8 protein-coding genes are annotated in these 6,795 nt (G+C 61.8%); all 8 read right to left on the bottom strand.

Annotation, left to right across the window (positions count from 1 at the left end; all coding sequences use genetic code 11):
• On the bottom strand, window positions 1–383 hold a 383-nt coding region (locus BLR25_RS13020; protein WP_143009848.1), incomplete at its 3' end, for a four-carbon acid sugar kinase family protein.
• A gap of 85 nt (window positions 384–468) precedes the next feature.
• Window positions 469–1,128 carry an aspartate/glutamate racemase family protein gene (locus BLR25_RS13015; protein WP_091938314.1) on the bottom strand — a complete coding sequence of 220 codons (660 nt, stop codon included), beginning with the start codon at window positions 1,126–1,128 and terminating at the stop codon, window positions 469–471.
• 55 nt (window positions 1,129–1,183) lie between these two features.
• Entirely contained in the window at window positions 1,184–1,498 is a 315-nt protein-coding gene (locus tag BLR25_RS13010) for a putative quinol monooxygenase (RefSeq protein ID WP_091938312.1), read from the bottom strand.
• A gap of 30 nt (window positions 1,499–1,528) precedes the next feature.
• On the bottom strand, window positions 1,529–3,397 hold the full coding sequence (locus BLR25_RS13005) for a TRAP transporter large permease (protein WP_091938310.1): 1,869 nt from the start codon (window positions 3,395–3,397) through the stop codon (window positions 1,529–1,531).
• A gap of 14 nt (window positions 3,398–3,411) precedes the next feature.
• On the bottom strand, window positions 3,412–4,437 hold the full coding sequence (locus tag BLR25_RS13000) for a TRAP transporter substrate-binding protein (RefSeq protein ID WP_091938308.1): 1,026 nt from the start codon (window positions 4,435–4,437) through the stop codon (window positions 3,412–3,414).
• A 119-nt stretch (window positions 4,438–4,556) separates the two neighbouring features.
• Complete coding sequence (locus BLR25_RS12995; protein ID WP_091938306.1) at window positions 4,557–5,363, bottom strand: beta-keto acid cleavage family enzyme; 807 nt, start codon at window positions 5,361–5,363, stop codon at window positions 4,557–4,559.
• 230 nt (window positions 5,364–5,593) lie between these two features.
• On the bottom strand, window positions 5,594–6,073 hold the full coding sequence (gene ispF, locus BLR25_RS12990; RefSeq protein WP_091938305.1) for a 2-C-methyl-D-erythritol 2,4-cyclodiphosphate synthase: 480 nt from the start codon (window positions 6,071–6,073) through the stop codon (window positions 5,594–5,596).
• On the bottom strand, window positions 6,070–6,759 hold the full coding sequence (gene ispD / locus BLR25_RS12985) for a 2-C-methyl-D-erythritol 4-phosphate cytidylyltransferase (protein ID WP_091938303.1): 690 nt from the start codon (window positions 6,757–6,759) through the stop codon (window positions 6,070–6,072). The genes ispF and ispD overlap by 4 nt, the downstream gene beginning before the upstream one ends.
• Window positions 6,760–6,795 lie beyond the last annotated feature (36 nt).

The following is a 6,795-nucleotide window of genomic DNA, read 5'->3' as shown; positions in this document are numbered from 1 at the left end:
CCCTTGTAGATCGTCCGGCCATTCACCGGAAACGCCGGACAGGCGATCGTGAAATCCGAGCCCAGCGCCGCCAGCAGCGCTTCCGCCACCGGCCCGATGTTCCCCTTCGCCGTCGAGTCGAAGGTCGAGCAGTACTTGAAGTAGATCTGCCGGCAGCCGGCGCCCTGCAGCCACTCCAGCGCCGCCAGCGATTCGGCCACCGCCTCATCCGCCGGCGTCGTCCGGCTCTTCAGCGCCACCACCACCGCATCGACATCGTCCCCGATCGGCCACGTCGGCACCCCGATCGTCTGGATCGTCCGCATCCCCGCCTTCACCAGCATCCCGGCCAGATCCGTCCCGCCCGTGAAATCGTCCGCGATACACCCTAACAATAGCGCCATGTTCCAGTCCTCGTTTCAGCACAAAAAAACGCCGATCCCGGCCCCACCCCATCGGACCGAAACCGGCGCCAACATTCCTTTCCGCTCAGGCCAGCGCGGCAACGCGCTCCTTGAACCGGGCCACGCCGCATTCCGGCGAGGTCAACACCGGAATCGCCGGCTTTTCCATACCCTCCATGACACGCGCCATCGAGGCCTGCGCCAGCACGACGACATCGGCCTTGGCCAGCGCCTCGCGCAAACCGGCCGAAACGATCCGGTCATGCGTGGCGTTATCGCCGGCCAGCAGCGCGACAAAAGCTTCCGACATCAAGGTCGGCATGATGTCCAGATCGCGGCCTGCTTCGGCGGCCTTGCGCCGGATGAATTCGAGCGTCGGCTTGAGCGTCGTCTCGACGGTCGCCAGCACGGCAACGCGCTTGCCTTGGGAAATCGCCGCGTCGACCATCGCTTCGTCAATACGGGTTACGAACATGCTGGTCAGCGGGCGGCACTGTTCGACGCTGGCTCCGATCGACGAACACGCCGTCATGAAGGCGGCACACCCGGCCCGCTCGGCAGCCTGGACGTAACCGGCTATACGCGCGTTGATTGCCGGCGTCGGACCGCCGTTCTTCATAACGTCGCGGATCATCGAATCCTCGACGATATGCATGATCTCAACTTCCGGCATGATCCTGGCCGAAAGATTCTGGAACAAACCCAGCGTCGCTGCGCTGGTATGGAAAATTGCTGCCTTGGTCATTTTCAAAGCCTTTCAATGAAAGCCGCGGTCCCGCCCAAGGCGGGACGCAGACTGCTCAGATCGCGTCCTGCGTGATCTTCAGCGTGGTTTTTTCGAGGTAGTCCTTGATCGCCGCACGGAATTCGACGACATGCGCCGGACCGGCCACATGCGCCCGGAAATCGTCGAGCGACTTCCAGCGTTCGGTGATCACGACCATGTCCGGGTCGAGTTGCTGGTTCGGCAGGCCGAAGTCGACATCGATCGTCGGCGCATACTCGAGACAGCCCGGCTCGTTGGCCAGCACCTTCGGCGCCAGTACGCGATAGACCTCAAGCGCCTTGTCGCGCAGGCCGGGTTTGATCGATGCGAATGCAAGTACATGAATCATTTTCGTGTCCTTTAGCGAATGCCGGCCATCTCAGAGGAAGCCCAGCGAAATCCAGGGGAAGACGGCGACGACGACGAGGCCGAGCACGAGTGCCGCGAGATAGGCGCCGATGTACGGAATGCCTTCGTCCGGATGCACCTTGCTGACCGCGCAACAGCCGTAGTAGCCGACCCCGAACGGCGGCGCGAACAAGCCGGTGCCCATGGCCAGGATGACTACCATCGAGTAATGGACGTCATGAATGCCCATTTCGCGCGCGATCGGGAAGAGCAAGGGTCCGAACAACACGATCGCCGGGATACCCTCAAGCACGCTGCCGAGAATAATGAAGACGACGATGGATACCGCCATGAACGTCTTGGCCCCGCCCAGGCTCTTCATGATCGCCGCCAGATCCTGCGAGAAGCCGGACTGGGTCAGCGCCCAGGCCATGGCAGTCGCGCAGCCGATGATGAAGATGATCGACCCCGACAGCGATGCCGTATCGATCAGCATCTCGAACGCACGCTTGAAATTGAACTGTCGATAGAGGACGAGTCCGACCAGCAGCGAATAGGCGATACCGATCGTCGATACCTCGGTCGCCGTGGCTACGCCCTCAATGACGGCGTAGCGGATCACGAAAGGCAGGACTAACGCAGGCAGGGCCACCACGAAGATCTTGGCGATTTCGCCTTTGGTGAAGCGCTTGACCTTGCTCAGATCCTCATGGCGATAACGCCACCAGACGACGCCGCAGAGAGCCAGACCGCAAATCAGGCCGGGCAACAAGCCTCCCGTGAACAAAGCGGCAATCGAAACCCCCGTCACTGAACCAATCGTAATCAGCACAATGCTCGGCGGCACCGTCTCGGTCTGCGCCCCGGTCACCGACAACAGCGCCACGAGATCCCCTTCCTTGGCTCCACGTTCCTTCATCTCGGGGAAAAGCACCGGCGCCACGGCCGCCATGTCGGCGATCTTGGAACCGGAAATACCGGAGACCAGGTACATTGCACCAACCAGCACGTAGGACAACCCGCCGCGCACCCGACCGAGCAGGCTGGCGAGGAACTGCACCATCGCCTTGGCCATGCCGGTCATCTCGATCAGCAAGCCGAGATAGACAAAAAGCGGAACGGCCAGCAGCACCAGGTGCGACATCCCCTCCTCGATCCGACCGACCATCACCGGCATCGGCGTCCGCGTCGTCAGCGCCAGATACGAAAATGTCGCCAGCGCGAACGAAAAGGCGATCGGAACCCCGGCAAAGACGTTGATACCGACGATCACGACAAAAAAGATGAAGAGATTGGCCTTGCCCAGCGCCTTCATCGACGGACCGAAGAAGTAAAACGCCACGACCAGCGCCCCGACCGCCAGCACTGAAATCAGCACGTCACGCCCACGACCGTTGATCGCCAGACGCAGGAAGGCAGTGACGATCATCAACGCACAACCGAGCGGAATCGCAATGGCATGCCAGAGTTTGCTGATCTCAAGCGCCGGCGTCGTGATGAACGCTTCGTCCTGAGCGTATTCCCACGCCGGATAGAAGAAGAGCAGCAGGAAGGCGAGCGAAGCGACGACGCTGAAGGTCTCGACAAAGACCTGACGGTCCTTCGACAACTTCGAGACGACCGCCGTCATGCGCATGTGCGCGCCACGACGCAGCGCGACGACTGCGCCGAGCATCGACAGCCAGAGGAAGAGCATCGAGGCGAGCTCGTCCGACCAGACGATCGGCATGTGGAACACATAGCGCGAGACGACCCCCGAGAAGAGCACGACGATCTCGGCCAGCACGATCATGGCCGCGATGACCTCGATGCTCACCCCAAGAATCTGGTCGAAAGCGACGAGTCCCCTCCTCCTGCCACTGGCTTCATCCAGCGGCAGGACAACAGACGACGATTGCATCAGGTTTCTCCTGGTCAGGACAACTTGCCGACGGATTGCTCCAGGTAACCCCAGGCTTCCTCACCGAACTTCTTGCGCCATTCCTCATAGAAGCCGGACTTCTTGAGCGCGGCGCGGAAGCTTTCCGGCGACGGCGAGTTGAAGACCATGCCCTTGGCCTTGAGATCGGCCATCGTCGAATCGTTCAGGGCGCGCACGTCGGCACGCTCCTTGACCACCGCATCGTTGAACGCGGTCGACAGGATCTTCTGCAGGTCCGGCGGCAGGCCCTTCCAGGCGCGGCCGTTGATGATCATCCACCAGCCGTCCCACATGTGGTTGGTCAGCGAGCAGTACTTCTGCACTTCGTACATCTTGGCGATCTGGATGATCGACAGCGGATTTTCCTGAGCGTCATAGACCTTGGTCTGCAGCGCCGTGTAGAGCTCGGCGAACTGCAGGCTGCCCGGCGCGGCGCCGAGACCCTTGAACATCGACACCGGCAGCGGGCTGACCGGCACGCGGATCTTCAGACCCGACATGTCGGCGACGCTGTTGATCGGCTTGCTGCTGGTGGTGATGTGACGGAAGCCGTTGTCCCAGACCTTTTCCAGCGCATACAGGCCGGCTTTTTCGAGCTGCGCCCGGACATGCGCACCGACCTTGCCGTCCATCGCCGCCCAGACCTGGTTGTAATCGGCAAAAGCGAAACCGATGGCATTGATCGCCGCGACCGGCACCAGCGTCGACAGGCCGAGCGAGGCCGGCGTGTACATTTCGATGCCGCCGCTTCTGACCTGCGACAGCATGTCGTTGTCGCCGCCCATCTGGCCGTTCGGGAAAATCTTGACTTCGAGGCGTCCGTTCGATTCCTTGAAAACGCGATCAGCCGCTTCCTGGGCGCGGATGTGAAGCGGGTGGTTGGTCGGCTGGTTGTGGCCGAACTTGAACGAGAACTCCGGCGCGGCAGCGCGGGCGAAGCCCGGAATGGCACCGACAGCGGCGACGACCGGCGCGGCCGCCAGCGTGCGCAGAACGTTACGACGAGAAGAATTGACCATGATGACGCCTCCTTGAATATTGAATCGTTGAAACCCCGATAAACCCGAGGAACGGCCCCCGATCAACTCGCCGTTCCTGCCCCGTTACGAACGACCTGCAAGCCTGAAACGCTTGATCCTCAAGCCAGCAGCACTGCCTTGGCTTCCGCGACCGTCGCGATCGAGAAACCGTTGTCTTCCAGCTCGGCGCGCAGCGCCTTGACCAGTTCGACGTTGCGTTGCGCAATCTTGCCGTTATAGCGGCGCGAATCCTCGAACCCGACCCGGACGACGGCGCCGCCGAGTTTCGCTACCTCGATGTGCTGCGAGAAATCGGCGCTGTTGATCAAGTTGGCACCCCAATGGCTGCCCGCCGGCACCTGATCGCGCAGATAGGAAAGGATCGCCGGATGGTAGGGCATGCCCCAGTTGAGATTGCAGACGAAGCTGAAATTGCACGGCGGCGTCAGCAGCCCCTGCTTGAGCAGGTTCAGCGCGCAATCCATGTTGCCGGTATCGAAGATTTCCATCGACGGCTTGATCTTCAGATTGGCCATGATGGCAATCCACTTGCGGATATCGGGCACGCTGTTGATATAGACCTTGTCGCCAAAGTTGAGCGTACCGATGTTGAGCGAGGCAATCTGGGCATGCGGGTTGGCGGCCGGATAGGCGCGCTCTTCCGTCGTCATCGTCGAAATACCGCCGGTCGATGCCTCGATGATGATGTCGCTGCCGGCACGGATCAGTTCGCAGGTGCGGTTGAAGCAGTGCATGTCGGCCGTCAGCGCGCCCTTCTCGTCGCGCGCATGCATATGCACGACGGCGGCGCCGGCAGCAGCGCATTCATAGGTCTGTTCGGCGATCTCTTCCGGCGACACCGGATTGCCTTCGCCCAATCCCCAGCCACCGGTCGGGGCCAAGGCAATGATGATTTTTTTCTGCATGGATGACGCTCCGCGAGAATGGTTTGACCCACATCAGACCTGTTTTCGCCAGACATCCGATGTGTGTTGTCGTATTTTCCATTCAGGCGGTTTTTTGTCAAGCCTTTTTGCAGTCTTTTGTAACAAAAGCGACACGCTCTGTAACCAGCGGCGTCGGCCAGCAATGCCCTAATTGCAGCCCTATGTGCCGCTGTAACGCCGCAACACCCGCGTGTTGCGGCAGATCGAAATCAGTCGCGGCTTTCGATCAGCGCGATCGCGTCGCAGGAGATTCCCTCTTCCCGGCCGACGAAGCCGAGACGTTCGCCGGTCTTAGCCTTGACATTGACGCAGGCCTCGGCGATGCCGAGGTCGGCGGCGATGCAGGCCACCATGGCCGGAATATGCGGCGCCATCTTCGGCCGCTGGGCGTTGATCGTCGAATCGACATTGACGATGCGCCACCCGGCCGCCTGCAGCCTGTCACGCGCCGCCCGCAGCAGCACGCGGCTGTCGGCGCCGCGATAACGCTCGTCGGTATCGGGAAAATGACGGCCGATATCGCCAAGACCAGCAGCGCCGAACAAGGCATCGATGATCGCGTGCACAAGCACATCGGCATCGGAATGGCCGAGCAAACCCCGCTCATGGGGAATCTCGACACCGCCGATGATCATTTTGCGCCCCTCCGCCAAGGCGTGGATATCCGATCCCTGACCGACCCGAATCATGGCTTTCTCCCTTTCAGAATCCATTCCGCCAGCAAGAGATCGGCGGGATAGGTCACCTTGAGATTGGTGACATCCGAACGCACCAGGCGCGGCGTGAAGCCCGCCGCCTCAAGCGCCGACGCTTCGTCGGTCACGGTTTTCGTGGCGGCCAGCGCCTGGCGCAACAGCCCGAAACGGAACATCTGCGGCGTTTGTGCCTGCCACAAGCCATCGCGCGGTTCGGTCGCCGCGATGCGCTGCTGCGGATCGGCGCGTTTGAGCGTATCCGCCACCGGCACCGCGAGAATGCCACCGACCGGATCCGTATCCAGCTCGGCGAGCTGCCGCTCGAGCAAATCGAGCGAAAGACAGGGGCGCGCAGCGTCGTGGACAAGCACCCAATCGTCCGCATCGAGCGTCGCCGCCAGGGCGTCCAGACCGTTGGACACACTCTCTGCCCGCGTCGCGCCGCCGCAATAGACCGGATGCAATTTATGACCGAGCGCAGACCAGTCCTCGGCCGCCCACCATTCGTCGCCGGGCGACAGCACGACCCAGACTTCCTCGATGCGGGGACAGGCACACAAGACGGCCAACGCGTGATGGATTACCGTCCGACCGGCCAGCGAAAGATACTGCTTGGGCGTCTCGGCGCCAAAGCGGGCGCCGCTGCCGGCAGCAGGGACCAGAGCGAAATAACGTGACATCCGCGCATTCTAGCGGAAAGCGGCGGCCGGCTTGTA

The sequence above is a fragment of the Propionivibrio dicarboxylicus genome (genome assembly GCF_900099695.1).
Taxonomy (GTDB): Bacteria; Pseudomonadota; Gammaproteobacteria; order Burkholderiales; family Rhodocyclaceae; genus Propionivibrio; species Propionivibrio dicarboxylicus.
This window is presented reverse-complemented; position numbering and strand designations above follow the sequence as displayed.

What these genes read in the sequence shown, in the direction of transcription:
- ispF (WP_091938305.1), bottom strand. Translation starts at nt 6,073, where the DNA reads ATGATTCGGGTCGGTCAGGGATCGGATATCCACGCCTTGGCGGAGGGG.
- BLR25_RS13005 (WP_091938310.1), bottom strand. Translation starts at nt 3,397, where the DNA reads ATGCAATCGTCGTCTGTTGTCCTGCCGCTGGATGAAGCCAGTGGCAGG.
- BLR25_RS13015 (WP_091938314.1), bottom strand. Translation starts at nt 1,128, where the DNA reads ATGACCAAGGCAGCAATTTTCCATACCAGCGCAGCGACGCTGGGTTTG.
- BLR25_RS13010 (WP_091938312.1), bottom strand. Translation starts at nt 1,498, where the DNA reads ATGATTCATGTACTTGCATTCGCATCGATCAAACCCGGCCTGCGCGAC.
- ispD (WP_091938303.1), bottom strand. Translation starts at nt 6,759, where the DNA reads ATGTCACGTTATTTCGCTCTGGTCCCTGCTGCCGGCAGCGGCGCCCGC.
- BLR25_RS12995 (WP_091938306.1), bottom strand. Translation starts at nt 5,363, where the DNA reads ATGCAGAAAAAAATCATCATTGCCTTGGCCCCGACCGGTGGCTGGGGA.
- BLR25_RS13000 (WP_091938308.1), bottom strand. Translation starts at nt 4,437, where the DNA reads ATGGTCAATTCTTCTCGTCGTAACGTTCTGCGCACGCTGGCGGCCGCG.